This is a genomic window from Staphylococcus microti, from assembly GCF_000934465.1.
GTDB lineage: Bacteria > Bacillota > Bacilli > Staphylococcales > Staphylococcaceae > Staphylococcus > Staphylococcus microti.
The window spans coordinates 1-442 of record NZ_JXWY01000169.1 but is presented as its reverse complement, the minus strand read 5'-3'; the positions used below and the strand labels follow the sequence as shown (position 1 = coordinate 442).

Annotated in this window: 1 rRNA gene; it reads right to left on the bottom strand. The window is 36.4% G+C overall.

From position 1 onward, the window contains the following. Window positions 1-344: 344 nt before the first annotated feature. A 16S ribosomal RNA gene (locus TP70_RS11150) occupies window positions 345-442 on the bottom strand; the annotation flags it as partial.

Here is a 442-nt window from a genome sequence, read left to right as displayed (position 1 = left end):
GTGCGCCCTTAATAACTTAATCTATTGTGATTTTGGCAATCGTTTACACGACACCAACATCCACCAGTTATTAATTATGTGAGTCGTCATTTGACGACTAGCGATAATTTTTTAGTTTCAAGCTTTCGCTATTCACTCGGTTTTTGCTTGGTAAAATCATTTATACTTACTTATCTAGTTTTCAATGTACAAGACAATTTGATTGGCAATCACTTGCATTAACAAGCAATTTCAATTCAAATTTTAATTTTGAATCCTCAAATAATGAGCATTCAAAACTGAATACAATATGTCACGTTAATCCGCTTATCACCTAAAGGTGATATTCCATATATTATCCTTAGAAAGGAGGTGATCCAGCCGCACCTTCCGATACGGCTACCTTGTTACGACTTCACCCCAATCATTTGTCCCACCTTCGACGGCTAGCTCCAAATGGTTA